Source organism: Methylobacterium sp. C33D, assembly GCF_053345825.1.
In genome coordinates this window covers 63,110-89,338 of sequence record NZ_JBKFAV010000005.1, presented here as the reverse complement: position 1 = coordinate 89,338, position 26,229 = coordinate 63,110, and the positions used below count along the sequence as shown (strand labels likewise).

General features: G+C 71.8%; 24 protein-coding genes, 1 tRNA gene and 1 pseudogene. 13 read left to right on the top strand and 13 right to left on the bottom strand.

Annotation, left to right across the window (positions count from 1 at the left end; translation table 11 throughout):
• Positions 1-57: 57 nt before the first annotated feature.
• Positions 58-684 carry a cell wall hydrolase gene (locus ACLBXO_RS05050; RefSeq protein ID WP_331313711.1) on the top strand — a complete coding sequence of 209 codons (627 nt, stop codon included), beginning with the start codon at positions 58-60 and terminating at the stop codon, positions 682-684.
• A 75-nt stretch (positions 685-759) separates the two neighbouring features.
• On the opposite strand, the gene ACLBXO_RS05045 is transcribed toward ACLBXO_RS05050, so the two are convergent.
• Complete coding sequence (locus tag ACLBXO_RS05045) at positions 760-1,056, bottom strand: hypothetical protein (RefSeq protein ID WP_331313712.1); 297 nt, start codon at positions 1,054-1,056, stop codon at positions 760-762.
• Between the two features lie 87 nt (positions 1,057-1,143).
• On the opposite strand from ACLBXO_RS05045, the gene ACLBXO_RS05040 reads away from it, so the two are divergent.
• Complete coding sequence (locus ACLBXO_RS05040) at positions 1,144-1,335, top strand: hypothetical protein (protein WP_331313713.1); 192 nt, start codon at positions 1,144-1,146, stop codon at positions 1,333-1,335.
• A gap of 197 nt (positions 1,336-1,532) precedes the next feature.
• Positions 1,533-1,937, top strand: coding sequence for a hypothetical protein (locus tag ACLBXO_RS05035; RefSeq protein ID WP_331313714.1), 405 nt, complete (start codon positions 1,533-1,535; stop codon positions 1,935-1,937).
• Positions 1,938-2,193: 256 nt separating this feature from the next.
• Here ACLBXO_RS05035 and ACLBXO_RS05030 read toward each other — a convergent pair.
• The 3 genes and pseudogenes from ACLBXO_RS05030 to ACLBXO_RS05020 all read right to left on the bottom strand — a co-directional run bounded on the left by ACLBXO_RS05030 (position 2,194) and on the right by ACLBXO_RS05020 (position 5,325).
• A pseudogene (locus ACLBXO_RS05030) lies at positions 2,194-2,738 on the bottom strand (transglycosylase SLT domain-containing protein).
• Positions 2,698-3,102 carry a flagellar hook-length control protein FliK gene (gene fliK, locus ACLBXO_RS05025; protein WP_331313715.1) on the bottom strand — a complete coding sequence of 135 codons (405 nt, stop codon included), beginning with the start codon at positions 3,100-3,102 and terminating at the stop codon, positions 2,698-2,700. The pseudogene ACLBXO_RS05030 and the gene fliK overlap by 41 nt, the downstream one beginning before the upstream one ends.
• A 1,092-nt stretch (positions 3,103-4,194) precedes the next feature.
• Positions 4,195-5,325, bottom strand: a complete 1,131-nt coding sequence (locus ACLBXO_RS05020) for a chemotaxis protein (protein WP_331313716.1) — start codon at positions 5,323-5,325, stop codon at positions 4,195-4,197.
• Here ACLBXO_RS05020 and ACLBXO_RS05015 point away from each other — a divergent pair.
• A complete protein-coding gene (locus ACLBXO_RS05015; RefSeq protein ID WP_331313717.1) occupies positions 5,311-6,138 on the top strand; it encodes an EscU/YscU/HrcU family type III secretion system export apparatus switch protein in 828 nt (275 codons plus the stop codon). The genes ACLBXO_RS05020 and ACLBXO_RS05015 overlap by 15 nt on opposite strands.
• 572 nt (positions 6,139-6,710) lie before the next feature.
• Here ACLBXO_RS05015 and ACLBXO_RS05010 read toward each other — a convergent pair.
• A complete protein-coding gene (locus ACLBXO_RS05010; protein ID WP_331313718.1) occupies positions 6,711-8,873 on the bottom strand; it encodes a malate synthase G in 2,163 nt (720 codons plus the stop codon).
• Between the two features lie 140 nt (positions 8,874-9,013).
• Here ACLBXO_RS05010 and ACLBXO_RS05005 point away from each other — a divergent pair, with 140 nt between their 5' ends.
• Positions 9,014-9,913, top strand: a complete 900-nt coding sequence (locus tag ACLBXO_RS05005) for a LysR family transcriptional regulator (RefSeq protein ID WP_331313719.1) — start codon at positions 9,014-9,016, stop codon at positions 9,911-9,913.
• Between the two features lie 223 nt (positions 9,914-10,136).
• Here ACLBXO_RS05005 and ACLBXO_RS05000 read toward each other — a convergent pair whose 3' ends face one another.
• The 7 genes from ACLBXO_RS05000 to ACLBXO_RS04970 all read right to left on the bottom strand — a co-directional run bounded on the left by ACLBXO_RS05000 (position 10,137) and on the right by ACLBXO_RS04970 (position 15,589).
• Positions 10,137-10,937 carry a class II aldolase/adducin family protein gene (locus ACLBXO_RS05000; RefSeq protein WP_331313720.1) on the bottom strand — a complete coding sequence of 267 codons (801 nt, stop codon included), beginning with the start codon at positions 10,935-10,937 and terminating at the stop codon, positions 10,137-10,139.
• 249 nt (positions 10,938-11,186) lie between these two features.
• Entirely contained in the window at positions 11,187-11,441 is a 255-nt protein-coding gene (locus tag ACLBXO_RS04995; protein ID WP_012318703.1) for a hypothetical protein, read from the bottom strand.
• 408 nt (positions 11,442-11,849) lie between these two features.
• On the bottom strand, positions 11,850-13,133 hold the full coding sequence (locus tag ACLBXO_RS04990) for an amidase (protein WP_447684663.1): 1,284 nt from the start codon (positions 13,131-13,133) through the stop codon (positions 11,850-11,852).
• Between the two features lie 66 nt (positions 13,134-13,199).
• Positions 13,200-13,979 carry an SDR family oxidoreductase gene (locus ACLBXO_RS04985; RefSeq protein ID WP_331313722.1) on the bottom strand — a complete coding sequence of 260 codons (780 nt, stop codon included), beginning with the start codon at positions 13,977-13,979 and terminating at the stop codon, positions 13,200-13,202.
• 206 nt (positions 13,980-14,185) lie between these two features.
• Positions 14,186-14,323, bottom strand: coding sequence for a hypothetical protein (locus tag ACLBXO_RS04980; protein ID WP_447684662.1), 138 nt, complete (start codon positions 14,321-14,323; stop codon positions 14,186-14,188).
• A 268-nt stretch (positions 14,324-14,591) separates the two neighbouring features.
• Complete coding sequence (locus ACLBXO_RS04975; protein ID WP_447684661.1) at positions 14,592-15,083, bottom strand: hypothetical protein; 492 nt, start codon at positions 15,081-15,083, stop codon at positions 14,592-14,594.
• Complete coding sequence (locus tag ACLBXO_RS04970; RefSeq protein ID WP_447684660.1) at positions 15,080-15,589, bottom strand: hypothetical protein; 510 nt, start codon at positions 15,587-15,589, stop codon at positions 15,080-15,082. The genes ACLBXO_RS04975 and ACLBXO_RS04970 overlap by 4 nt, the downstream gene beginning before the upstream one ends.
• 270 nt (positions 15,590-15,859) lie before the next feature.
• Here ACLBXO_RS04970 and ACLBXO_RS04965 point away from each other — a divergent pair, with 270 nt between their 5' ends.
• The 3 genes from ACLBXO_RS04965 to ACLBXO_RS04955 all read left to right on the top strand — a co-directional run bounded on the left by ACLBXO_RS04965 (position 15,860) and on the right by ACLBXO_RS04955 (position 17,137).
• The gene (locus tag ACLBXO_RS04965; protein WP_447684659.1) at positions 15,860-16,225 is read left to right on the top strand and encodes a hypothetical protein; all 366 of its coding nucleotides are present in this window, start codon (positions 15,860-15,862) and stop codon (positions 16,223-16,225) included.
• A 39-nt stretch (positions 16,226-16,264) separates the two neighbouring features.
• Complete coding sequence (locus tag ACLBXO_RS04960; protein WP_447684658.1) at positions 16,265-16,483, top strand: hypothetical protein; 219 nt, start codon at positions 16,265-16,267, stop codon at positions 16,481-16,483.
• A gap of 153 nt (positions 16,484-16,636) precedes the next feature.
• A complete protein-coding gene (locus ACLBXO_RS04955; RefSeq protein WP_331313723.1) occupies positions 16,637-17,137 on the top strand; it encodes an STM3941 family protein in 501 nt (166 codons plus the stop codon).
• 356 nt (positions 17,138-17,493) lie between these two features.
• Here ACLBXO_RS04955 and ACLBXO_RS04950 read toward each other — a convergent pair.
• Positions 17,494-17,568 (bottom strand) — tRNA-Val (locus ACLBXO_RS04950).
• Positions 17,569-18,055: 487 nt separating this feature from the next.
• Here ACLBXO_RS04950 and ACLBXO_RS04945 point away from each other — a divergent pair.
• From ACLBXO_RS04945 to cyoB, 5 genes are all read left to right on the top strand, one after another.
• Positions 18,056-19,099: a hypothetical protein gene (locus tag ACLBXO_RS04945; RefSeq protein WP_331313724.1), complete on the top strand. Its 1,044-nt coding sequence runs from the start codon at positions 18,056-18,058 to the stop codon at positions 19,097-19,099.
• A complete protein-coding gene (locus ACLBXO_RS04940; protein ID WP_447684657.1) occupies positions 19,099-21,285 on the top strand; it encodes a glycosyltransferase family 2 protein in 2,187 nt (728 codons plus the stop codon). Before ACLBXO_RS04945 ends, ACLBXO_RS04940 begins: the two co-directional genes overlap by 1 nt.
• Positions 21,286-21,452: 167 nt before the next feature.
• On the top strand, positions 21,453-22,784 hold the full coding sequence (locus ACLBXO_RS04935) for an MFS transporter (RefSeq protein WP_331313726.1): 1,332 nt from the start codon (positions 21,453-21,455) through the stop codon (positions 22,782-22,784).
• A gap of 139 nt (positions 22,785-22,923) precedes the next feature.
• On the top strand, positions 22,924-24,153 hold the full coding sequence (gene cyoA / locus ACLBXO_RS04930; RefSeq protein ID WP_331313727.1) for a ubiquinol oxidase subunit II: 1,230 nt from the start codon (positions 22,924-22,926) through the stop codon (positions 24,151-24,153).
• A gap of 75 nt (positions 24,154-24,228) precedes the next feature.
• Positions 24,229-26,229: a cytochrome o ubiquinol oxidase subunit I gene (gene cyoB, locus ACLBXO_RS04925; protein ID WP_331313728.1), complete on the top strand. Its 2,001-nt coding sequence runs from the start codon at positions 24,229-24,231 to the stop codon at positions 26,227-26,229.

Here is a 26,229-nt window from a genome sequence, read left to right as displayed (position 1 = left end):
GGTCGGAGCGGAACACCGCCCGGCTGGTCAGGCTGGAGGAGCACGGAGCGCCGATGCATGCGGGGTAGCGAGAGGACGAAGGTCGGTCCTGCACTGATCGTTCTGGCGGCGGCGGGCGGCCTGGGGGCCTGCAACACCGCGTCGCCGGTGCTCACGACGGGATCGATCCCCGACCGCAAGCCGCCGATGGTCGTCAGCGACGCCGAGCGCGATTGTCTCGGCCGCGCCATGTACTTCGAGTCGAATCGGAGCGACAGCGACGGGCTGGTCGCCGTCGGCACGGTCGTGATGAACCGGCTCGAGAACGCGATCTTCCCGGGCGGCATCTGCGCGGTGGTCGGGCAGCCGGGCCAGTTCGCGCCCGGCGTCCTCACCAAGCCGATGCAGGAGAAGGACCTGCAGAAGGTCGCCGACGCCGCCGATGCCGTCCTGGCCGGCGAGCGGCACCCGAAGGTCGGGAAGGCGATGTACTTCCACACCGCGGGCCACCACTTCCCCTACACGAACATGCACTACGTCGCCGTCGCCGGCGGCAACGCCTTCTACGAGAAGCGCGACAGGCGCACGGCCAAGCTGGAGAAGCAGGAGAGGCCGACCCCGCAGGACAGGCTGGCCACGCCGGCCCTGCCCGCGACGGCCCTGACCTTCGCGGCCGTACCGGCGCCGCCTGCCGCGAGCCCCTGATCGGGACGGCCCGATTCGACCGGAGCGCGCGGCGATCCGCTCGCCGCGCGCCGGAATCGGCACGGCGAGCCCCGGTCAGCCGGCCGCCGCATCCTCCGCGCGGATCGTCCGCGGGGTTCGGGCCTCCTGCCGGGCCTCCCGCCGGGCCTCCTGCCGGGCCTCCTGCCGGGCGGCGGCCAGCACCCGCTGCCAGCTCACCGGCTCCCGCAGCGTTTCCCAGAGGCGGAACAGCTCCAGCGTCGGCAGCGCGTCGCGATCCGGAGACGCGCCTCTCCCCGCGGGCCCGAACTCGGCGAAGAAGATCTCGACCGGGCTGCCCAGGGCCTCGGCCAATCTCCCCAGCAGCGCGTCGGCCTGGACGGTCGGGATCATGGGAAATCCTGTTTCTGCGCGGGCGGTCGAACCGGATCCTTACCTTTAAGTTGTATGCTCGGCATTCAACCAGGTTACTGCGCCGCCATGCCCGACGACGACGGTTTTGACCGCATGGTGGAGACGACCATCCTGGCCCATCAACTCGTGGCCGCGCACGGCACGGCGACGATGCAGCTCCTGTCCCGGTTGCTGCTCATGGAGATCGGCACGGAGATCGCGGCGCGGCGCGACGCCGACACGGCCGCCAACGACAATCCGGATGCCGTGGAGGAGTAGAGCGCGCCGCGCCGCGCCGGCGTCGCGGCCGGGCCTCGACGGAAGGGCCGGCGCGCCCGCAATCCTTCGGGCGATGCAATGGAGCGTGCGGCAAATCTGTTGATCGGCCCATCGATCCGACCAGACGGCGTTTACAACGATGGATAACGGCCTAGCTTCTGGGTAGAAACTACCCACGAATCACGGATCCTCCGCCGATGATCGCCAAACGGGTAGCACTCGCTGGTGCGCTCCTCCTGCTGAGCATCACGCCCGCGGTCTCCCAGCTGCGCCGTCCGATGACCTGTACGGTGGAGGCGTCGACCGGCCTCGATGTCGCCGCCGACGGGGCGAAGCCGCAGCCCCACAAGGCCCGGACCTTCTCGCTGGTCTCCAGCGGCGGTCTGCTGACCGTGATCTCGGCCGGACGCTCCGACTACTACGAGTGCCAGACGGCCTCGCCCCGGCTGAACGAGCGCACGCCGCGCAACGCGATCAAGTGTCAGAACGGCGTCTACTTCCTGCTGATCGACCTCAACAAGATGAACTTCGTCGAGGCGCAGCTCAACCCCGAGGAGCGCGGCGACATCAAGGTCAGCTACGGGAACTGCCGCACTCTGTAGTGCCCGCCTCCGGGCGATCTAGTCCATGTGGATCAGGACGTAGGCGGCGGCGACGACGGCCGTGAGGGTGAGGACGACCAGCAGCGCCGTTTTCCCGGACGGTCCCTCCGGCGGGTCTGGGGCGTCGGTCATGCGGCTCCTCCGGGCCGGTGACGGGGCCTCTGCCGAAAGACCCCGGTCCTCCCGTTGGTTCCCTGGCCCGCCCCGGGCCGCGGGCCGCCGTCCCGGCCGGCCGGGACGCTCACCGGGAGAACCATCACCGGCAGAAACGCGCCGCGGCCGGCGTCCACTGGCCGAAGCCCGTCGCGACCATGTTGGCCACGACCCGGCAGATGTAGATCTTCTGCGCCGCGTCGTTGTGCGGGCCGGCGTGATAGCGCGCCACGGCCATCGTCCAGCTGCCCTCCCGCTGCTTCAGATCGCGGAGGAATTGCGTCGCGTAGTCCACGTTCGCGCGCGGGTCGATCATGGCCTCGACCGAGGCGAATTTGCCGCCGTGATAGTGATGGTTGATCTGCATGCAGCCGAGATCGATCAGGCGCGCGCCCCGGCGGCGCGCCGCGGTGAAGTGGGCCAGCACGTCCTGGGGCCCGGTCGCGAAATAGGCCGTCCCTTCGATGTTCAGGCGTAGGGCTGGAGCGAGCCGCGCTTGCCCGTCTCCGTGAGGCCCACCGCGTAGAGCACGCCGAGGGGCACGCCGTAGCGGGCCGAGGCACGGCCCATCTCGGCCTCGCACACGGTCCCGGCGACCGGCGCGGCGCTACAGATAAACGCCGCCGTCGCGAGGACGTACCGTCTCATCCATCCGCTCCCCGTCGCGTCTGCCGATCGCCGGCCGCTGCTCCGCGCGCTGCTGCTCTGACCGCCGCTGCCCCTCCCCGCCGGGACCCGGCCGGCCCCCCCCGTCGGTGTTGGCGGATTGGCCCTGTGACGGTGACCCGCCCGCGGAAGACCCGGCTTCGGTCGGGCGAACGGGCCCGACGGTGATCTCGGGCCGGTAATGGGCCTGCTTCATCAATTCGGTGAGGATCGCCGAATCCCGCTGCAGCATCGCCGCCGTCTCGGGGCGCGAGGCGCGCAGATGGGTCTCGAGATGACCGTCGGTGAGCCGCAACTCCACCGTGACGATCCCGAGATTGTCCGGCCGAAGCTGGATCTTGAGCACCCGCAGCGGCCCGTCCGGAGCCGGGGGGATCGCCGGGTCGGTGCTGACGCGACCCTCCGGTCCGGCCGCGGCCGCGCGCTCGATCTCCTCCTTGATGGCCGCCGCGATCGCCGGCAGGGCGGCGGCGGCCTGGCCTGGCCTGGCCCGGACCGGACCCGGATCCGCCGGCCGCGTCCTGGTTCGGGCCGCTCGGCGGCTCCTGGCGGCCGCTGGAGGCGGGTTGGACCCCGGCGATTCCGGAGCGGGACCGGTTGTCCTCGCGCGCCGCGAGCTCCCCCGGCCCATCGATCCCCGACGCAGCTTCGCGGGCCGTCGCCTCGCCGGATCGGGGCTCGGGATCGGTCGCGCCGGCGATCGCCGCCCTCGGCGCCGCGGCAGCGAGCTTGGCGGCGACCTCGGCGGCCGGCGCGATGCGGGCAGTCCGGGGCTCGGCGACCGGATCCGCCGATCCGGGGTGAGGCCGCGCGTCCGCCGCGTTCGGGTCGGTCGTCGACGGGGACGTGGCCGGTTCGGGGAGCGCGCGCCGGGCCGCATCGGGGAGGACGGGCTTGAAGTGAACCGCCCGGTCGAGCACCGCGACCGGCGGGAGGGCCCCCTGGGGGAGGCTGCCCGGCCCCGGCCCGGCGCGCGGCGACGCGTCCGGACGGGCCGCCTCGCCGTCCTCCGCGCGGGGGATCTCCGGGACCGCGCCGGGGCCCACCGGGGCGGCTGCGGCGGCGGTCGGTCCCGGGGCCTCGGTCCCGTGTCCCGCGGGGGTGTTCGGCGCGGCCGGCCGGGAAGCGGCACCCAGGATCTCGGCGAGCACTGCGGCGGCGTTGCGGGGATCGACCGGTGCCGGCGGCGTTTCGGGCGATGCGCCGGCCTCGTCCGTCGGATCCTTCGCGGTCGCGTCGTCCGGTTCGTCGGCCTCGCCCGCGTCCGCGTCGGATCGGTGCGCGGTTGCGCGCTCCGAGACGGCGCACAGAGCCAGGTCGAAGGCGCTCCGCACCCCCGCATCCGGCAGCGCCGGAAGGTCGCCCGCCGGATGCGGGGACGATGCGACTTTCCGATCGGGTGCGGAGGCGGGTTTCGGGAGCGCGGCGGAGATCGTGTTCACGGGGTCGCCTTGCTGAGCATCAGATCGATCCGGTCGATCGCGGCCTGCGCCTTCGGGATCAGGTTCGCGGGCCCGTCGGCGGGACCCGGGGCGGCCTGCGCCGGCTTCGCGGCGCCGTCGGGCTCCGGCGCGCCGGGCCGCCCGGCGAGCCCGCGTCCGATCGCCTCGGCCGTCGACAGGGCCGTCTCGAGGAGGAGCAGGTCGTCGGCCGCGAGCTTGGCCCTGTCGAGGGATCTCAGCGCGCGCAACCCGGACTGGAACGTGCCCAGGCTCACGATCTCGGCGGCCGCCCGGTAGAGCTGGGCCCGGATCGCCTCCGCGCTCCCGGGCGGACTGAGCGCGAGGGCCCTCTCGCTGGCGCGAAGCGCCCCGGCCGTCTTGCCCGCCTGGATCGCCGTCTCGGCGACCAGGAGATACAGGTCGCGTCGGCTCTCGGGACGGAGTTCGTTCAGGATCCTGTTCAGGGTCGCGAACCGCTCCGCGTCCTGGCCGACATCGAACTGCGTCAACTGATAGGCCAGGCGCTGCCGGAAGTTGCCCGCGTAGACCGAGTGCGGGAAGCGGCGCAGGTACTGGATCGCCAGCGCCTCGAACGCTTTCAGCTCGCCGATCTGACCGAGGGTGAAGATCTCGCGGCGCAGGGCGCCCTCCTCGGTCAGGGTTCCCGGCAGCAGCACCCGGACGCGGTCGAGCAGGGCGACCGCCCGGGCCGGCTGGTCGGGCACGGCGAGCGAGGCCTGCGTCAGGCCGATCGCGCCCGCCAGCGTCGGCGGCAGGCCCGTCGTGTCGACGTCCTGGAGCAGGCGCTTCGCCTCGGCCTCCCGCCCCTCGAGATAGGCGAGCGCGCCGCGCGCGAGCGTCGCTTCGGGCTCGACGAGGCCGTCCTGCGCCGTCAGCCGTCGCAGGACGACCGGACCGCCGCCGATCAGGGCGAAGGTGATCGCGGACCGGAGATTGTTCCGGCGGTTCCAGATCTCGGGCGGGGCGGCCAGGAGATCCGCGTTGATCCGGGCGATCAGGAGCGGCTGGCTCTCGTGGGCGGCCAGGGAGCCGGCGGCGACGCGATCCTGGAGCAGCCGCGCAACTTCAGCGTGGAGACCAGCCGCGACGCGATGCGCCTCGTCCACGCCCTCGCCCTGGAGATGGGACGGTTCTTGCTGCCGGCGCTGGTCATCCTCCTCGTGGCCGGTATCGCCGCCTCGATCTTCCAGAATGCACCGCGCGTCGTGTCCGATCGAATCCAGCCGAAATGGTCCCGCATCTCTCCCGTCGCCGGCTGGAATCGGCTCTTCAGTCTGCAGGGATTCATCGAGTTCGGGAAAAATCTGTTCAAGTTCTTCGCGATCGGCGGCATGTCCTACATGGTCCTGCACGCGGACCGCCACGAGATCGTCAATGTCATGTTCGTGGATCCAGTCGGGTTGCCCGAATTCCTGCTGACCCTGTCGGTGCGCCTCGTCTCGGCCGTGAGCGTCGCGACGATCGCGCTGGTCGCCGGCGACCTGGTCTGGACCCGCGTGCGCTGGCAGCGCGATCTGCGGATGTCGCGGCAGGAGGTGAAGGACGAGTTCAAGCAGCTCGAGGGCGATCCGCTCGTGAAGGCGAAGATGCGCTCGCTGGCGCAGGACCGGCTGCGCAAGCAGATGATGGCGGCGGTGCCCCGCGCCACCATGATCCTGGCGAACCCGACGCACTACGCGATCGCGCTCCGCTACGACCAGAGCGAGAACGACGCCCCGATGGTTCTGGCCAAGGGGGCGGACCTGATCGCCCTGCGCATCCGCGAGATCGCCGAGAAGCACCGGATCGAGGTGGTCGTCGACAAGGCGCTCACCCGGGCGATGTACGACCATGTCGAGGTCAACCAGGTGATCCCGGCGGAGTTCTACCGGGCGGTGGCGAACCTGCTGGTCTACGTGATGACGCGCAAGCGCCGCTGACGGACGCGGACGCGTCGCCGTGGCGTTGGCCGACCTGCTCGTTCCGACCGACCGGCAGAGGCTGGGGACCTCGGCGGGACTGCTCGACAGGGCTCTCGAGCGGAGGCCGGGCGCGGCGAAGGAGCCCCTCGCCGCCCCTCGCCGCCCGTCCCGCGCCGGGTCTGCTGCCTCTCGCCTCGCAGATCCGCGTCGCGGCGTCTCAGACCCAGGAGGCGGTCTGCCTGCTCGGCGGGCAGGCGCTGCCCGGCCGGCTCGTGCGGGGCGTCCCCGAGAGCTGGGACGTGCGGGACAGGCCCGGCACGGTCGCGGCGGCGACGGCGCGTCTCGCGCAGGCGCTCGCCGCCCTCGATCGTCCGGACGGCCTCGCCTTCGACCCGGCGGGCGCGTCCGACCGGCGGGACTGGGCGCGACCGCGATTCCATGTTGACCCGGTCAGCGCCTCCGATCCTGCGGAACCGGAGTATCGCCATCGGCATCGGCATGGCCGATGACGGGTCGCACATGCTCGCGTATCGCCGGGCCGTCGGGGCGGATCCCGGGGGGCGGCGCGCGCCCGGGATCCGGGAGCGGCCTCAGGCCGCCCGCACGTGGGCCTCCAGGCGCTTCGCCTCCCGGCGGAACTGGTGCAGCACGAACTCGGTGTAGCCGTTCGGCTGGCCGGCACCCTCGAAGACCAGGGCCTCGGCGGCGCGGAAGGCCGGACCGTCGAAGCCCGGGGCCATCGGACGGTAGGCCGGGTCGCCGGCATTCTGGCGGTCGACGATCTCGGCCATCCGGCGCAGGGCCGCGGCCACCGCCGCGCGATCCACGATCCCGTGGCGCAGCCAGTTGGCGATGTGCTGGCTGGAGATCCGCAGGGTGGCGCGGTCCTCCATCAGCCCGACCTCGTGGATGTCCGGCACCTTGGAGCAGCCGACGCCCTGGTCGACCCAGCGGACCACGTAGCCCAGGATCCCCTGGCAGTTGTTGTCGAGTTCCTCCCGCACCGAATCCGGCGCGAACGCGCCCTCGGCGAGCGGCAGGGTCAGCATGGCGGCGCGGGTCGCGGGCGCCCGGCCGGCGAGGTCCGCCTGGCGGGCGCGGACATCCACCTGATGGTAGTGGAGCGCGTGGAGCGTCGCGGCGGTCGGCGACGGCACCCAGGCGGTGTTGGCGCCCGCCTCCGGGTGGGCGCCCTTGGCCTCGAGCATCGCCGCCATCCGGTCGGGGGCGGCCCACATGCCCTTGCCGATCTGCGCGTGGCCCGGCAGGCCGCAGGCGAGGCCGGCATCGACGTTGCCGTCTTCGTAGGCCTTGATCCAGGCGGTCGCCTTCATGGAATCCTTGCGGACCACCGGACCCGCTTCCAGCGCGGTGTGGATCTCGTCGCCGGTCCGGTCGAGGAAGCCGGTGTTGATGAAGAACAGCCGGTCCGACGCCGCGGCGATCGCCGCCTTGAGGTTCAGCGTCGTGCGCCGCTCCTCGTCCATGACGCCGATCTTGAGCGTCCGCGGCGCGAGGCCGACCAGCGCCTCGACCCGCCCGAACAGCGCCACCGCGAAGGCGACCTCGTCGGGGCCGTGCAGCTTGGGCTTGACCATGTAGACCGAGCCGGTCCGGCTGTTACGGAGCGGACCGGTCCCCTTCAGGTCGTGCAGCGCGATCAGCGCGGTGACGGCCGCGTCGAGGATCGTCTCCGGGATCTCGGCGCCGTCGAGGGTCACGGCGTCGGTGTACATGTGGTGGCCGACATGCCGGACCAGCATCAGCGACCGTCCCGGCAGGGTCAGGCACCCCCCGTCGGGGCCCGTGAAGGTGCGGTCCGCGGCGAGCCGCCGCTCGACCGTGCGGCCACCCTTGGACAGGGTGGCGATGAGGTCGCCGCGCATCAGGCCGAGCCAGCTCCGGTAGACCGCGACCTTGTCGGCCGAATCCACGGCCGCCACCGAATCCTCCATGTCCATGATGGTCGACAGGGCGGCTTCCAGCACCACGTCCGCGATGCCGGCCGGGTCGGTGCGGCCGATCGGGCTCGTGCGGTCGACGACGATCTCGATATGCAGCCCGTTGTGGCGCAGCAGGAGCGCGGTCGGCGCCGCGGCGTCGCCGGTGTAGCCCGCGAAGGCGGCCGAGCCGGTCAGGCCGGCGCTGCGGCCGGCGCCGAGGTCGACGGCGAGGCGGCCGTCCGTCACCGAGAAGCCCACGGCATCGGCCCAGGAGCCGACGCTGAGCGGCGCGGTCGCGTCGAGGAACGCCTTGGTCCGAGCCACCACGGCGGCGCCCCGGGCCGGGTTGAACCCGGTGCCGGGCGCGCGGTCGCCGTCCTGCGGGATCGCGTCGGTGCCGTAGAGCGCGTCGTAGAGGCTGCCCCAGCGGGCGTTGGCGGCGTTCAGCGCGTAGCGGGCGTTGGAGATCGGCACCACGAGCTGCGGTCCGGCGATCGCGGCGATCTCCGCGTCCACGTTCTCGGTGGTCACCCGCACGGTCTCGGGCTCCGGCTGCAGGTAGCCGATCCGCGTCAGGTAGGCCGCGTAGGCCGCCGGATCGTGCGGCTGGCCGCGATGGTCACGGTGCCAGGAATCGATGTCCGCCTGGAGAGCGTCGCGCCGGTCGAGCAGGGCCCGGTTGTGCGGTGCGAGATCGCGGACGAGCGCGGCGAAGCCCGACCAGAACTGGTCGGCCGAGAGGCCGGTCCCGGGCAGCGCCTCCTCGGACAGGAAGGTGCGGAGATCCTCGGCGACGACGAGATTCGACATGGCGATCCTCTGGGATACAGGCCCGCGCGTCAGAAAAAATCGAACGCGCCGTGAAAAATTTTTGATGACGCATCGATAGATCGCTTGGCTTCCGCGAGAAAGGCAGCAAAAGGGATTTGATTTTTTCCGCAGCGTTGAGAATGCACGACCAGAGCGACCTGGAGATCTTCGCCCGGGTGGTCCGCACCGGCAGCCTCACCCAGGCCGGGTCGGAGCTCGGCCTGTCGGTGGCGGTGGTCTCGAAGCGGCTGAAGCGGCTCGAGGAGCGGCTCGCCGTGCGCCTGCTGCACCGCACCACGCGGCGCGTCGCGCCGACGGATGTCGGCGCGGCCTTCTTCGAGCGGATCGCCCCGATCGTCGACGCCATCGCGGAGGCCGAGAGCCTCGTGTCGCAGACGGCGACCCGGGCCCGGGGGACCCTCCGGGTCACCGCGCCGAGCTCCTTCGGGCGCCTGCACATCGTCCCGCACCTGCGGGCCTTCTTCGCCCTCCATCCCGGCATCGTGCTGAACCTAGAGCTGAGCGACGATTTCGAGTCGATCGTCGAGCGCGGCTACGACCTCGCGATCCGGGTCGGCGCGCTGGAGAGTTCCGGGCTGACGGCGGTGCGCCTCGCGCCGGTGCAGCGGGTCCTCTGCGCGCGGCCGAGTTACCTCGACGCGGCCGGGCGGCCGCAGAGCCTCGATGACCTGCGCGGCCACGTCTGCCTCGCCACCGAGAACCAGAATCCCTGGCGGCTGGTCGGGCCGGAGGGACCCTGCACGGTCGGCGCGTCGGGGCCGCTGCGCACCCATTCCAACGAGGTGGTGCGCGAGGCCGTGATCGGCGGCCTCGGGATCGCGCTGCGATCGACCTGGGACGTGTACGCGGAGCTGCGCGACGGCCTGCTGGAGGTGGTGCTGCCGGCCTACGCGGCGGCGGCCTCGGCGGGCATCTTCGCGGTCTACCCGAGCCGGGCCTTCGTGCCGGCCAAGACGCGGGCCTTCATCGCGTTCCTCAAGCAGACCTACCGGTCGAGCGGCGCCTGGGCGGAGGGGTGAGGCCGGTGCTGCGGCGTCCCGCTCCTGCGGAGAGCGAGCACCCGAGTGGCGTCTCATCCCCTCTCCGATCGATGAGAGCGGCACCGCCGTCCTCGCGAGCGGAGCGAAGCAGTCCAGCGGCGCCAGCTGACCGGAATCGCGCTGCCCCGGGTCGCTTCGCGCCGCTCGCGAGGTCGGAATGGGGCCTATCGACCGAACGGGTCAGCTGGCGACCGGTCCGCCCTCAGCCCTGCGCGAAGTCCGGGTCCGTCCGCGCCAGCATCCGCTTGAACGCCGCCCACTCGTTGTCGGGCGCCCCCTGGATCACGACGCGGTCGTAGCCGGCGGCGTACTGCCCGGCGGTCTTGGTGGCGACGGCGGAGGAGGGCCGGATCACCGGTGCGCCCGCCGCCTGAATCGCCAGCTGCGCCCGGCACGAGCGCTCCATGTTGTGCATCAGCCGGAACGCCTCGCCGACCGTGCGCCCGCAGGTCAGCAGGCCGTGGTTGCGCAGCACCATCACGGGCTTGTCGCCGAGATCGGCCACCAGCCGCTGCCGCTCGTCGAGGTCGAGGGCGATGCCCTCGTAGTCGTGGTAGGCGACGCGTCCCGTGAACTGCATCGACCACTGGTTCAGGGGCAGGAGCCCCTCCTCCTGGCAGGAGACCGCCACGCCCGCGACCGTGTGGGTGTGCAGCACGCAGATCGCGTCGTGGCGCGCGGCGTGGATGGCGCTGTGGATGGTGAACCCGGCCGGGTTGATGCCGAGCCTCATCGGATCCTCCAGCACCTTCCCGTCGATGTCGACGGTGACGAGGTTCTCCGGCGTCACCTCCTCGAAGCGCATCCCGTAGGGGTTGATCAGGAACCGGTGCCCGGCGCCCGGCAGCCGCGCCGAGATGTGGGTGTAGATGCTGTCGTCGAGGCCCAGCCGGTGGATCAGCCGGTAGGCGGCCGCGAGGTCGACGCGCATCGCGCGGATCGCGGCGTGATCGGCGGGACCCGCGTCCCGGTCCGCGGCGATCGACGGTGTGGCTGCGCTCATGCGACGGCTCCCTGCCGGTCGGCCCTGTCGGCCCTCCGGGATCGCCGCCCGGCGCAGGCGGTCCCGCGATTCCTGAGGCGGTCCGGGACGAGGACCGGGCCCGGGAATCGCCGGCAGGGTGCACCACGGCGCGCGGTCCGGCAATGCACCGGGCCGCGCGTGCGCGGACGCGGCCGAGTCGGGGCGGCGAGCGCCGGTGGCGCGGGGCCGACCCTGCCGTCGACGGTCTCGCGTCGGTCCGGCGCGCTCCTAGAAGCGCTGATCGGTGCGGCCGGGGTTGGGGCCGCGGCTATGATAGGACGCCATGCACAGGTGCCAGATCTGCGAGCCGAGGTCGTAGAGGCTGAGGTTGTTCGGGTTGGGATAGCTGAAGATCTGGGCCCGCGCCTGCTCGCGGCAGGCAGCGTCCTGCGGGCTCTGGATGGGCGGCTCCGGAACGGATTGCGCCGCCGCCCCCGTCGTCAGGGCGATCACGATGGCGAGGGGGGTGATGAGGGGGCGCATCGTCACAGGTCTCCGGATACGGCCTTGGGTCGGCAGCCGCTTTGCCGGCCGCGGATGGGCCACGAGATGGACAGCACGGGGGCCCGGACCGGGCCGTCTAGACCGCCGCCCGTGCGGCACCCGCCGAGTTCGGGCCGCTCAACCCGAGGGTCACGACCCGCACCACCCGCATGAGGCGCGCGGCGTGTCCCTCCCGCGAGCGACGCGTCCTTCGCGCCCCGATCCTGTGGCACGCTGCTTATGAACGAAGATTGATGTCAATGGTGCGCATTCAACGAATGACTGCATCGTTCGCGCGTCGGCATTCGCGCATCGCGCGAGGTTCGTCGTGTATTCCACCGTCATCACTGCTCGCGGCGCAGCCCCGCGCAACCTGCACAGGCGGCGCGCCGGCGGATGGATGATCGCTCACTCCGCCAGCGCGGCCTCGACCCCGGCCCCGATCGCCAGGAGCCGGCGGTCCTGCCCGTGCCGAGCCAGCAGCATCAGGCCCGCCGGCCGGGGCAGGCCCGGCATCGGCAGGGACAGGCCGGTGAGATCGAAGAAGTTGCCGAAGGCCGTGTTGCGCAGCATCAGGCGATTGGCCGCCAGGAAGGCCGCGTCGTCCGCCGCCAGGGGGGCGGTGAGCGGCGCTGTCGTGGCGGTCGCCGGGAGCGCCAGCACGTCGAGCGGGCCGAGGTGCCGGTCGAGGGCGGCGATCAGCGCGGCCCGCCGGCGCACCGTCCGGATGTAGCCCGCGGCCGTCGCGCCCCGGCCGGCCACGATGCGGCGATGGACCCGCGGATCGTAGCGGTCGGCCGCGCTGTCCAGCCAGTCGGCGTGGATCGCCGCGGCCTCGATCGCCGCGAGGGAGCCGTCCGGGAGCGCGGCGTCCATGGCGGCGAGGTGGTCGTCGATCGGGTGATCGGCGATCCGGGCGCCGGCGCCGGACAGGCGGGACAGCGCCCGCTCGAAGGCCTCGGCGACGGGCGCCTCCGTCTCGGTGAACAGCAGGCCCCGCGGCACGCCGATCCGCAGACCGGCGACGGCGAGCGCCTCCAGCGGCGCGGGCTCCGCGCCCGCCATCACGGCGTCGGCGGCCGCGCAATCCGCGACCGTCCGGGCGAGCGGCCCCAGGGAATCGAGGGCGTAGGACAGCGGGAACGCCCCCTCCAGCGGCACGCGGCTTGCGGTCGGCTTGAAGCCGACGACGCCGTTCAGCGAGGCCGGGATCCGGACGGAGCCGCCCGTGTCGGACCCGATCGCGATGTCGCTGGTCCCCTGCCCCACGGAGACCCCGGCGCCGGAGGACGAGCCCCCCGGGATGCGCGCCGGATCGGCGGCGTTGCCGGGGGTGCCGTAATGCGGGTTGAGGCCGAGCCCGGAGAAGGCGAACTCGGACATGTTGGTCTTGCCCAGGATCACCGCCCCGGCGCAGCGCAGCCGGGCGACCACCGGGGCGTCGGTGCGCGCGGGTGCCGCGTCCGCCAGCAGGATCGAGCCGGCGCGCGTCGTCTCGCCCGCCACGTCGAACAGGTCCTTGATCGAGACCATCGCGCCGTCGAGGGGGCCGAGGCAGATCCCGTCCCGGCGGCGCGCATCGGCGGCGTCCGCCGCCGCGCGGGCCTGTTCCGGGTACAGGCGGGTGAAGACCGCCGGGTCCTCCTCCGCGATCCGGGCCATCCGGGCCTCGAGGGTCTCGCGTACGCTCATGGTCCTCACCGCGCGCTGTGATCCGGCCCGCTCCTGCAAGCGGAGGGCCGGACGGGCCGGTCCGCGTCAGAACGTGCCGGGATAGGCGCCGCCATCCATCAGCAGGTTCTGCCCGGTGATGAAGCCCGCCTGCTGGCTGCACAGGAACGCGCAGGCGGCGCCGAACTCGTCGGGCTGGCCGAACCGGCCGGCGGGGTTGTCGCGGGCCCGCGCCTCCAGGAACGCCTCCACGGTGGTGCCGGCCTTGGCGGCCCCCGCCGCGGCGTTGCTGCGGATCCGGTCGGTGTCGAAGGGGCCGGGCAGCAGGTTGTTGATCGTCACGCCGTGCCGCACGGTCTTGCGCGCCAGCCCGGCCACGAAGCCCGTCAGCCCCGAGCGGGCGCCGTTCGACAGGCCGAGATGCTCGATCGGCGCCTTCACGGCGCCGGAGGTGATGTTGACGATCCGGCCGAACCTGCGGCCGATCATCCCGTCGACCGTCGCCTTGATGAGCGCGATCGGCGCCAGCATGTTGGCGTCGAGCGCCCGGATCCAGGCGTCGCGGTCCCACTCGCGGAAATCGCCGGGGGGCGGGCCGCCGGCATTGTTGACCAGGATGTCGGGCTCGGGACAGGCGGCGAGCGCGGCCGCCCGGCCGGCCTCGGTGGCGATGTCGCCCGCGACGGTCGTGACGGTGACGCCCGTCGCGGCGCGGATCTCGTCCGCGGTCCGCTCCAGCGTCTCCGCGGTGCGGGCCGTGATCGTCACCGCGACGCCCTCCCGGGCGAGCGCCAGGGCGCAGCCCTTGCCCAGACCCTTGCTCGCCGCGCAGACGAGCGCCCGGCGCCCGCTCAAGCCGAGATCCATGGGAAGCCTCCGTGAGCCGGCCCTCGCCGCGAGGGCGTCCGGCGCGTCATAGCGCGCGGGGTGCCGTCCCCGGAAGCGGCCCGGGGCAGGGCACGGAGCGGCGTGACGTCACCCGGGAGGCGCCGTTCGGCGGCGGGCGCCTCGCGGCCGGAACCGGGATCCGCGCCGGCCGCGCCGCGACCGGACGCCCGGCCGGCGGCCGGCGCTCACCACGTGCGCAGGTCGCGGGCGCCCGGCGCGTCCGGGCGCTCCTCCCGCTCCGGAGCGACGAACCCCGCCCACAGCAGGGCCACCGCACCGGTGAGGAGCGGAAGGGACGTGCTGAGGACGAGGCTGAGGGTCACGGCGATCCTGCCAGGCGGACGGTGTCGAGGCGACGAGATCAGAATCCAATATCCTGAGAATTGTTTTCGACGGCTTAAGTGAGTGCTCGTAATTGCAGTAGCCCGGCGAAAATCCGCGCGGCGTGCCTCGCGCCGGCGTGGCCACCGCGCGTCCATTGGCGGCGACCGCGCGGCTTGGCGGCATCGTACGCTCGGCGGGGGTCGACGGATGGCGGGGCCGCGCGATCCCGCGCCGGACGTCCGCCCGACCGGGGCCGAGCGCGCCGGCTCAGGTCTGATCCGCCGCTCCGGACAGGGCGCCGAACTCGTTGACCATGCACTCGTGCATCCGGCGCAGCCACGCCCGCGCCTCCGCCCGCTGGGCCTCCGCCCGCTCGGCCCGCTCGTCCGAGGCGCGGGCCCGCGCCTCTGCCTGCTCGGCCCGCGCGAGCGCGGCCTGCAGAAGAGCCTCGGCGTGCCGGGCCCGCTCCTCCGCCGCGCGGAGCGCCGTCTCGGCCGCGCGCACGGAGCTCTGGGCCTCCCGCACGGAGTCGCGGGCGCTCGCCTGCAGGGCGCGCACCCGCGCCGCGGCGCCGCGCACGGCGGTCAGGGAGGTCGACCAGTCATCCTCGGCCGCGGGAGGGGCGGGCATGACCGGGGCGGTGCCGGAGAACAGCGCCACGACCCGGTCGATCGGCGCGGCGGCGCTGTTCTCCGGCGCCGCCGTGTCGGACAGGGGGTGGGGCGCCGTCGGCTCTGCCCACGCGCGGGCGGCGCTCATGCCGCGGCCTGCTCGGTGAGGTCCGAGAACTCGGACAGGATCGCCTGCTGGACACGGTCCAGCCATTCCTCGGCCTGCCGGGCCCGGTCCTCGGCGGCGCGGGCGCGGGCCTCGGCCGCCTTGGCGCGCTCGTCGGCGGCCAGGACCTGCGCCTCGGCGCGCAGCTGGGCCTCGCGCGCCTGCATCTCGGCCATCCGGGCGCGCTCGTTGGAGGCGTGGATCTCCTCCCGGACCTGATCCAGCACCTGCTCGATGCGCACTTCCCGCTCGCGCGCCTGGGCCTCGATCACGCGCGCCTGGCGGGCGGCGGTCTGTACCCGGTGGATGAGCGCGTCCCAGTCCCGCGGCGCGGCCGGCGGGGTCGAGGACTCGGGCCGCGCCTGCAGCGACGCGACGACCCGCAGGACGTTGCCGAGGTCGGGTTCGGGCGCGGCACCGGCGGCGCGCTTGGCCTTGTCCGCGGGCCGAAACCGAGGATCGCTCAGAAGCCGCTGCAGCTCGCTCACGGATCCCCCGCTCCCTGTGGACGCAATTCTGATCCGACTAAACTGTTTAGAATGGTTAACGAAGCATTAAACGATGCGCGACGGTGTGCCGGACTATTAGGACGCCGGCCGCGGCCGGCTCTGGCGGAGGCGTTCCGCCACCTCTGGGCCGCCGGCAGGATCGCCGGCGCGCTCGCCGGATGTGTTGTTTGATACAGAATTCGCGCCGGGAATGGCCCCGTATTCAGCCCAGCGTTGCGGGTTGAAATGGTCGTTCTTCGGGAGATCGCGATGGCCGGGAACCGCTCGGAAGAGGCCTGGAGGCCAGCCTTCAAGACCGGACAGATCTTCTTCGGGCAGCCGCAGGAATGCTGTGACTGCCTCATCTGGGAGCTGAGGACATCCGGCGCGCGGATCGAGGTCCGGCCGGACGCGGTGCCGCCGCGCACCGTCCGGCTCGTCTCCATCGCCCTGCTGCTGAACCAGGCCTGCGAGGTCGTCGCGCGCGAGGGCCGGACGATCGAGCTGCGGTTCTCCGCCTGTCCCGACATCGAGGGCGCGACGGCCGCGCCGACGGGCGCCGGAGCCGCGCGCGGGGCGCCCGACGCGTCGCGGCCCGTGCTCGGCCGCACGCAGGTCCCGCCGCACCGGCCATAAGTCTTCCGCATCACCGCGAAGCACCCGAGGAGGTGCGTCATGACCGCCCCGCAAGTCATCGCAACGATCTTCTTCCTGGTCTCGGTCGGTTCGGCGACGTCGCTGGCCCTGATGGCGGCGGCCTCCGCCGTGCTGGACGCGGTGGCGGAAACCTGCGACCGCCCGCGGCCGGGCGCGGGACGGGACCGGACGCGCCCTGTCTCCGAGGTCGCCTGTCGGCTGCGCCGCGCGGCCCTCGCCCGCGCCGCGACCCCGTAGGAGCCCGGTCGCGCCGCCGGCGCGTCGGTCGCCGCGGCCGAGACTGCCGCCGAGACTGCGGTCGAGACCGGCCCGGCGGGGTGCCGGCCAGCCGCGCCTTCGCTATGAGACCGGGGTCCGCGCGGGGCCGGAGGCAGGCGGGAGCGCATCGCCTTGACCGTCGTCGAGATCCATCGCTCGCCCTGGAGGGCGGCCGGGCTGTTCGGAGCCGCCTGCGGCTTCGTCCTCGCCTGCGCCTGGCTGCTCGCCGACGATCCCGGACGCTTCGCCGGAACTGCGGCCTGGCTCGGGATCGGCGTGTTCGGGCTGTGCGCGGCACGCGTCCTCCGCACGCTGTTCCAGCGCGGTCCGGTGGTGTCGGTCGGGCCGGGCGGGATCTTCGATCGGAGGCTCTCCACCGACTGGATCCCCTGGACGGCCGTGCGCGGCATCGCGACGGTGCAGGTCCGGCGTCAGCGCATGATCGCGTTCGAGGTCGATCCCCGGATCGCGGCGTCCCTGCCCTGGACGAAGCGCGCCCGGCGCGTGGCCCGGTTGAACCGGGTCCTCGGCGACCACCGATACTGGATCGCGTCCGTCGACCTGCGCGGCGGCTTCCCGTGCCTGTCCGACGCGGTCGCACGCGGCTGGTCCGGGTCTCACAGATGCCTGTGAGGCGCCTCACCGCGCTCTGCGCGCGCGGCTCGCCTGCGCGATCGCCAATCGAGCATCGGCGCCGCGCGGGCTGTCGTGCGACCTCGCGCTGTCCGATCGCGGCAGGATCGCTCTCGACGACCCGACACATCGCCTCCCGCACGAGGGGCGTCACCGTGTCGATGACGCGCACGCTCAGGCCTCACCGTCGCGCAACGCGGGACGGGTCGACGAGCGAGGATGGGATGGCGTGGGCGGGCAAGCGCGTCGGCGGAGGCCGCGTCAGGTTCTGCAAACCCCTCTCGGGTCGGCGATGCGGCGATGACGTGTGTCCGGGACGCTCACTCTGGAAGAGCCAGAACTCTCACAGCGTCGAATGGTGGAGACGACAGGGATCGAACCTGTGACCTTTCCCATGTCAAGGGAATGCACTACCGCTGTGCTACGTCTCCGTATCGACCGCCATCGGGTTCGCCGAACCCGAAGCTATCGAAATAGTCCAGACTGTTCAGTAGCTTATGAGGGGTGTCGACCACCCTGTCAAGGTGGTGCTCTCCCGCTGAGCTACGTGCCCGGGCCGGTGCCGTTCGGGCTCCGGTGGGCGGGGCCTATAGCGGCTGCCCGGCGCGCGCGCAAGCGGAACCTGCGTGCCGCGGCCGACCGGTCGCGTCCCCCGCCGGTCCGGCCGGGGTGCGCGCCGAGCCGGTCGCCCCGCAGCGCTGTCGGGCCGCCGTCGGATAGCGCATGCCGCATCATTGCCTTAGAGACGGTGGCATCGAGCCGGCCGGGTCAAGCCGCGGGGATCGGTCTCCGGGCCGGACGCGCCCTGGTGCACGCCGACGGAAAAATGCGCTATGGCCCTGCCGCTCGGCATCCGGCCGCGCCGCGACACATGGCGGACACTTGGCGCCGGCATGCCGCCGCCTCACGCTTCGGGACATGCGCTACTTCATCGACCACGATCAGGGCGATTCGATCCGCGGCTGGATCGTGCCGGACAATCCCCTCGCCATCAGCCGGGTCGTGGTCGCGGTCGACGGACGGCGCGTGGCCGAGGTCCCGGCCAGCGTCATCGACGAGGCCTTCAAGCGCAACGGCTGGCACGCCACCGGCCAATGCACCTTCGTGGTCAGCGAGGCCGAGGTGCCGGGCCTGTCCGAGATCCCGCGGCTCGAACTCTACGATGCCGACACCAACGTGCTGGTCTACCGGCGCATGCCGGCCGAGGGGCAGATCCGGCAGCGGGCGATGCTGATCAACACCGGCATCGAGCCCGAGATCGTCCTCCAGACGGCGCTCTTCCCGTATTTCCAGCACTGCTATTTCGGCATCCACAAGTTGCCGGACGAGATCCTGAGCTGCGTGCTGGCCGGCCCGGCCGCCCCGTCGGCCTTCCTGTCGGGCGCCGTGACCATCCCGCGCTACGAGAACTTCATGACGCCGGACCTGATGGTCACGGCCATCCTGCTCCAGGAGCCGCAGATCGAGATGGCGGCCCGGATGCGCTGGCTGAAGGCCCGGGCCGCGGATGCCGCCGATCCCACGCGCAGCTGGCGCCTGGGGCCGCTGGCCGAGGCCGCCGCCTTCGCGGACGGGTACGACTTCTCCGACGTGAAGAGCCTCAAGCGCTTCTTCCGCATGCTGCCCGAGCCCGCCTACCGGCTGCTCTACAACCCGCTGACCCGCCAGCTCGGGACCCGCATGCCGGACGACCGGCTGCATCCCGGCAACTCGATCGCGGCGATCGAGATTCTCGCCCGCGTCGGGATCGTCGGCCACAAGACCCGGTTCCCCGCCTTCGCGTCGACGCTGTTCGATCGCCTCGGGATCGGCACGCCGATCCCGGCCCTGCCGCCCGTGCCGGCCGAGACGCTGGCGCTGGCCGAGCGCCTGAAGAGCGTCAAGGCGGTCGAGGACATGATCGTGTTCGACGTGGCCATGTCGGATGCCGTGAAGGCCTCGGTCGACAAGAGCTGGAGTTGATGGTGCGTTCGACCGGGCCGGCGGTGCCCGAATTCCGCCTCCCGACGGCGCAGGTCACGGGGCTCTGGGGCAAGCGGCGCGCCCTTCCGGCGCGGGCGGCCTCCGACGGCTTGCGCGTCGCGCTGCCGGATCTCGCGGGCCGCTGGGTCGAGATCATCCTGTCCAACGACCCGGCCGAGGCCCGCGACACCCTCCCCGACATCAGCTTCGTCGGTCCCGACGGGCGCCCGGGCACGCTGCTGCCCCAGGAGGCCCGGGGCGGCGGCGCCTTCGCGTGGATCGGCTGCCTGCCCGAGGACGTCGTCGAGCTGCGCGTCGCCGACCCGGCGGGGCGGGTGCCGGTCCGGCTGCGCCGGATCGCGGTGCGCCGTCTCGCCCGGCCGGTCCTGGCGGCCCGCGGGCTGCTGCGCGATCCCGGCCTGACCGTGCAGGCCTTCACCTGGCGGATCCTCGGCAAGAAGGTGCGCGCGCGGGGCTTCCTCGGCCGGGCGCTGCGCCACCGGCGCGTGAGCGGCTACGAGGCCTGGCTCGGCACCCACACCCTGCGCCGCGCGGAGCGGGACGGCATCGCCGCCGAGATCGCCGCCTGGACCGATCCGCCGCTGATCTCCGTGCTGATGCCGGTCCACAACCCGGATCCGAAGGTGCTGCGGGCGGCCCTGGCGTCGCTGCGCGCGCAGCTCTACCCCCACTGGGAATTGTGCGCCGTCGACGACGCCTCCACGCGCCCCGAGATCCCGCGGATCCTGAGCCGGGCGGCCGAGGCCGACCCGCGCATCCGCGTCCTCGCCCGGACCGAGAACGGCCACATCGCCCGGGCGACCAACGACGCGCTGGGCATGGCCCGGGGCGCGGTCTGCGCCTTCATGGACCACGACGACGCGCTCACCGAGGACGCCCTCTACGAGGTCGCCCGGGCGCTCCGCCGCGATCCGGGCCTCGTGCTGATCTACAGCGACGAGGACAAGATCGACGGGCGCGGCCGGCGGTTCGACCCGCACTTCAAGTCCTGCTTCGACCGCGAGCTGCTCTACGCCCAGAACTACATCAACCACCTCACGGTCGTGCGCACCGACGCGCTGCGCGCCGTCGGCGGCCTGCGCCCCGGCTTCGAGGGCAGCCAGGACCACGACCTGCTGCTGCGCCTGACCGACGGGCTCGACCCCGCCCGCATCCGCCACATCCCGCGGGTGCTCTATCACTGGCGCGCCGCGCAGGGCTCAGGCACCTTCTCGGACCGGTCGCTCGCCCGGGCGGAGGCCGCGCGCCTGCGCGCCCTGGAGGAGGTCGTGGCGCCCTGGGGCGGGCGGGCGGAGCGCGGTCCCGGCGGCTTCAACCGCCTGGTCCGGCCGCTGCCGGCGCGGCCGCCGCGGGTCTCCGCGGTCATCCCGACCCGGGACCGGGCCGAGATCCTGTCGGTGACCCTCGACGGCCTGCTCGGCGCGACCGACTACCCCGACATCGAGGTGATCATCGTCGACAACGACAGCCGCGAGCCCGAGACCGCCGCCCTGTTCGCCCGCTACCGGGACGATCCGCGGGTGCGCGTCGTGCCGGTGCCCGGCGCGTTCAATTTCTCGGATCTGTCGAATCGCGGGGCGGCCGCGGCCACCGGCGCGGTGCTGCTGTTCCTCAACAACGACATCGAGGTGCTCGAGCCCGGCTGGCTCGCCGAGCTGGTGCGCCACGCGGTGCGGCCGGAGATCGGGGCCGTCGGGGCCAAGCTCCTCTACCCGGACCACACGATCCAGCACGGCGGCATCGTCCTCGGGATCGGAGGGGTGGCCGGACACAGCCATCTCGGCCTCGCCGACGCGGATCCGGGCTATTTCTGCCGCATGGTCATCGCCCACGAGGTCTCGGCGGTCACCGGCGCGTGCCTGGCCATGCGGGCGGACGTGTTCGCGGAGGTCGGAGGCTTCGACGCGCAGGCTCTGAAGGTCGCCTTCAACGACGTGGATCTCTGCCTGAAGATCCGCCGGGCCGGCTACCGGATCGTCTGGACTCCCTTCGCGAAGCTGATTCATCACGAGTCGAAGAGCCGCGGGGCCGAGGACACGCCGGAGAAGCAGAAGCGCTTCGAGGGCGAGGTGCTGACCATGCTCGACCGCTGGGGGCCTGAGCTGCGCGCCGACCCCTATTACAACATCAACCTGTCACGGAATTCGGCGCATTACCGCGTGTGAGCGGTCCTCGCCCCTGACCCCGCCGGTGGCCGCGACCGCGCGGTGCTATGCATGCGTCAGTGGGTGAACTTGCGTCCGGAGCCGGTTGCGATACCTCTGGACATGCCGCAAGAGGCAGTTCCGGCCAAGGCGTCCCGACGGGCGCGCGGCGAGGGCGACAATCAGAGATGAGTGCGAACACCCCTACGGTCACGGGCCTGGAGCGTGACGCCCAGCAGGCGATGGGCGACCACAAGGTCCATCCCAACGAGATCGCCATCGGCGTGGTGATCGGGCGCGCGTCCGAGTACTTCGACTTCTTCGTGTTCGGCATCGCCTGCGTGCTGGTCTTCCCGAAGGTGTTCTTCCCCTTCGTCGACCCGCTCAAGGGAACCCTCTACGCCTTCTCGATCTTCGCCCTCGCCTTCATCGCACGCCCGGTCGGCACCGTGATCTTCATGGCGATCGACCGGCGCCACGGGCGCAGCGTCAAGCTGACCACGGCCCTGTTCCTGCTCGGCGGATCGACCGCGGCGGTGAGCTTCCTGCCGCGCTACGACAGCATCGGCATCTCGGCGGTCTACATCCTGGCCGGCCTGCGCATCCTGCAGGGCCTCGCCCTCGGCGGCGCCTGGGACGGACTCGCCTCGCTGCTCGCCATGAACGCGCCGCGCGAGCGCCGCGGCTGGTACGCGATGATCCCGCAGCTCGGCGCGCCGCTCGGCTTCATGGTGGCGAGCGCCCTGTTCGCCTTCTTCCTGGTCAACCTCGACGAGGCCGACTTCATCGACTGGGGCTGGCGCTTCCCGTTCTACTGCGCCTTCACCATCAACGTGGTCGCGCTGTTCGCCCGGCTGCGCCTCGTCGCCACCGACGAGTTCGCCCGCATGATGGACCTCGACCGGCTGCGCCCGGTCCCGGCCCTGGAGCTGTTCCGCCATCACGCCGGCGACGTGGTCCGCGGCGCCTTCGTGCCGCTCGCCGCCTTCGCGCTGTTCCACCTCGTGACGATCTTCCCGATCGCGTGGCTCGCGCTGAACAGCACCACCCGCTCGCCGGGCGAGTTCCTGATCGTGCAGTTCTCCGGCGCGATCGTCTGTGCCGGCGCGGTGGCGGCCTCGGGGCTGATCGCCGACCAGATCGGCCGCCGCAACTGCCTGATCATGAGCTCCTCGCTGATCGCCTTCTTCGCCGTCGGCAGCATCATCGCGCCGCTCCTGTTCGGCGAGAGCGCCATCGGCCAGACCATCTACGTCACGATCGGCTTCATGCTGCTCGGCCTCGCCTACGGCCAGACCGCGGGCGCGGTGAGCGCCCGCCTCGGCAACCGCTACCGCTACACCGGGGCCGCGCTGACCTCCGACTTCGCGTGGCTGATCGGGGCCGGCTTCGCGCCCCTGGTGGCCCTGTTCCTGTCGCAGCGCTACGGCCTGGCGATGATCGGCGTCTACCTCCTCTCCGGCGCGGTCTGCAGCCTCGTGGCCCTGTTCACCGACCGGTCGGAACTGCGCCAGATGTGAGTCGGCGGCCGGCGGCGCGGGCCGCCCGGCCCGCCCGTCACCGGACAGGAACGCCGCCTCGGGCGGCACGGCAGAAGCGCCGCGGCAGCGGCATGGCAGAAGTGCCGCGCGAGCGGCCTGGGATGACGAGACGCGTGCTGTGACCTCCACGATCCATCGACCGGACAGGACCGACACCGCGACCCGCCGAGGCGGCCGCGGGCGGCGCCTCCTGCCGCTCCTCGCCCTGCCGCTCCTGACCCTGCTCGGCGGTTGCAACTTCGTGGTCCTGCACCCGGCCGGCTACGTGGCCGAGCAGCAGCGCAACCTCGTGCTGGCGGCGACCGGGCTGATGCTCCTGATCATCGTCCCGGTGATCGCCTTCACGCTGATCTTCGCGTGGCGCTACCGCGCGACCAACGAGGACGCGGTCTACGATCCCGAATGGCACCACTCGACCCAGCTCGAGGTGCTGATCTGGACGGCGCCGCTGATGATCATCATCGCGCTCGGCGCCCTCACCTGGATCGGGACCCACACCCTCGACCCGTTCCGGCCGCTCAGCAAGATCGACCCGAAGCGCGACGTCCCGGCCGGCACCGTGCCGCTGGAGGTCGAGGCGGTGGCCATGGATTGGAAGTGGCTGTTCCTCTACCCGCAATACGGGATCGCCACGGTCAACGAGCTGGCCGCGCCGGTGGACCGCCCGATCCGCTTCAAGATCACCGCCACCGACGTGATGAACACGTTCTACGTGCCGACGCTCGCCGGCATGGTCTACGCGATGCCGGGCATGCAGACCCAGCTCCACGCGGTGATCAACCGCGAGGGCGCCTACGAGGGCCGCTCGGCCCACTACAGCGGCGCCGGTTTCTCCAACATGTTCTTCAAGTTCCACGGCCTGACCAACGACAAGTTCGACCAGTGGATCGCCAAGGCCAAGGCCGAGGGCGGCGAGCTCACCCAGGAGGCCTACCTGAAGCTCGAGGAGCCGAGCGAGGCCGAGCCGGCGCGGTTCTACAAGGCGTACATGAAGGGCCTCTACGACCGGATCATCGGCATGTGCCCGCGGCCCGACCAGATGTGCGTCGGCGAGATGGTGAAGATCGACGCGCAGGGCGGTGCCCACGGCGCGGAGGCCGCCGAGAACTACCAGCGGCTGCAGTACGACAACCGCCTCGCCGAGCGCGGCGTGGAGGCGCCCGGCGCGACGGCGCCGGCCTCGGAGACCGGCCCGCACGGTCAGACGCAGCCGCAGGGCATGAAGCCAAGGCCCGACATGGGCAACCCGGATGTCCGGGGCCAGAAGTCGCCCGACAGCCAGGGCAAGGGCCCCGGCGCGGGCCAGAGCGAGGGCGAGCAGATCGCCCCCAAGCAGCTGAACCAGTGAGACCGCGCGTGCTGACAGCGGACTCTACACACACAACCGGCGGTCGCCGTCGAACCCACTGAACGGGCCGATCCCATGTTCGCAAACCTGGACCTACAGCAGCTGCTCGTCGGGCGATTTACGATCGAGCAGATCCCCTATCACGAGCCGATCCTGCAGGCGACGTTCGCCGGCGTGGCCGTCGCCGGTCTCACCGTGCTGGGCGTCATCACCTACTACCGCTTCTGGGGACCGATGTGGCGTGACTGGATCACGTCGATCGACCACAAGAAGATCGGCATCATGTACTGCATCTTCGCGGGCATCATGCTGCTGCGCGGCTTCGCCGACGCGATCCTGATGCGCTCGCAGCAGGCGATCGCGTTCGGCGACCAGCAGGGCTTCCTGCCGCCGCACCACTACGATCAAATCTTCACCGCCCACGGCATGATCATGATCTTCTTCGTGGCGATGCCGTTCGTCACGGGCCTCATGAACTTCGCCGTGCCGCTGCAGATCGGCGCCCGCGACGTCGCCTTCCCGTTCCTGAACAACTTCAGCTTCTGGATGACGGTCGCCGGCGGCCTGCTGGTGATGGTCTCGCTGTTCGTCGGCGAGTTCTCCCGCGCCACCTGGCTGGCCTACCCGCCCCTGTCCGGGGCGGCGATGAGCCCCGGCGTCGGCGTCGACTACTACATCTGGGCGCTGCAGATCGCCGGTATCGGGACGCTGCTCTCGGGCATCAACCTGGTCGCCACCATCGTGAAGATGCGGGCGCCGGGCATGACCATGATGAAGCTGCCGATCTTCGTCTGGTCGGCGCTGTGCACCAACATCCTGATCGTGGCCGCCTTCCCGATCCTCACGGCCGTTCTCGCGATGCTGTCGCTCGACCGCTACGTCGGCACGCACTTCTTCACGAACGACCTCGGCGGCAACGCCATGCTGTACTTCAACCTGATCTGGATCTGGGGTCACCCGGAGGTCTACATCCTGATCCTGCCGGCCTTCGGTGTGTTCTCGGAGATCACCTCGACCTTCTGCGGCAAGCGCCTGTTCGGCTACACCTCGATGGTCTACGCGCTGGTGGTCATCACCATCCTCGCCTACCTCGTGTGGCTGCACCACTTCTTCACGATGGGCTCGGGCGCGGACGTGAACTCGTTCTTCGGGATCACGACCATGATCATCTCGATCCCGACGGGCGCGAAGATCTTCAACTGGATGTTCACCATGTACCGCGGCCGGATCCGGTTCGAGGTGCCGATGCTGTGGGTGGTGGCGTTCATCGTCACCTTCGTGATCGGCGGCATGACCGGCGTCCTCCTGGCGGTGCCCCCGGCCGACTTCGTCCTGCACAACTCGCTGTTCCTGATCGCGCACTTCCACAACGTGATCATCGGCGGCGTGCTGTTCGGCATGTTCGCCGGCGTGACCTTCTGGTTCCCGAAGGCCTTCGGCTTCAAGCTCGACGAGTTCTGGGGGAAGGTCGCCCTCGTGTTCTGGGTGACCGGGTTCTACGTCGCCTTCATGCCGCTCTACGTCCTCGGCCTGATGGGCGTGACCCGGCGCATGCAGCACTTCGACGACCCGTCGCTGCAGATCTGGTTCGTGATCGCCGCCATCGGCGCGGCGCTCATCGCCTGCGGCATCGCCTCGCAGATCGTCATGTTCGTGGTCTCGATCCGGAACCGCGACAAGCTGCGCGACCTCAGCGGCGACCCCTGGGGCGGCCGGACGCTCGAGTGGTCCACCTCCTCGCCGCCGCCGGACTACAACTTCGCCTTCACGCCGGTGGTCCACGATTCCGACGCGTGGTGGGACATGAAGAACCGCGGCTTCGACCGCCCGCTCAAGGGCTACAAGCCGATCCACATGCCCAAGAACACCGCGGCCGGCGCGATCCTGGCGGTCCTGAACTTCATCTTCGGCCTGGCCATGGTCTGGTACGTCTGGTGGCTGGCGATCCTCAGCTTCGTCGCGATCTTCGTCGTGGCGATCGCCCACACCTTCAATTACAATCGCGACTACTACATTCCCGCCGACGTCGTCAGTCGGACGGAAGGTCAGCGGACGCGCGAACTGGAGATGGCGTGA